The sequence below is a fragment of the Nocardia cyriacigeorgica genome (assembly GCF_010858045.1).
Taxonomy (GTDB): Bacteria; Actinomycetota; Actinomycetes; order Mycobacteriales; family Mycobacteriaceae; genus Nocardia; species Nocardia cyriacigeorgica_E.
Map to the genome: position 1 here is coordinate 1 of NZ_JAAGVC010000409.1, position 275 is coordinate 275.

At 69.1% G+C, this 275-nt stretch carries 1 protein-coding gene; it reads left to right on the forward strand.

Going from position 1 to position 275, the window contains the following annotated elements; all coding sequences use genetic code 11:
- A partial coding sequence (locus tag GV790_RS30230) for a type VII secretion protein EccE (RefSeq protein WP_163818208.1) occupies positions 1-275 on the forward strand: 275 nt, incomplete at both ends.

A 275-nucleotide genomic window follows, 5' to 3' on the forward strand; every position in this document is an offset into this window, starting at 1 on the left:
GCCCCGGTGCGGCTGAACGACGTGGTGGCGGAAACGACGGCGCGTCCCGTGCGGTGACGATTGCGACCCAGCGGATCATGCGCGCGCTCGAGGACGCCGACTGCAACGCCCGTATCCTCACCGCGCCAGAAATCCGCAAAGCGGTCCTGCAGATCACCGGCGGCTACGACCCACGGACGCTGACGCAGCGCTGGCGCTACGCCGAGCTGGGCAACAGCGTCAATATCGGTGGTGCGGTCGACCCGAAGCGGCTCGGCTCGGATCTGCTGGCCCAG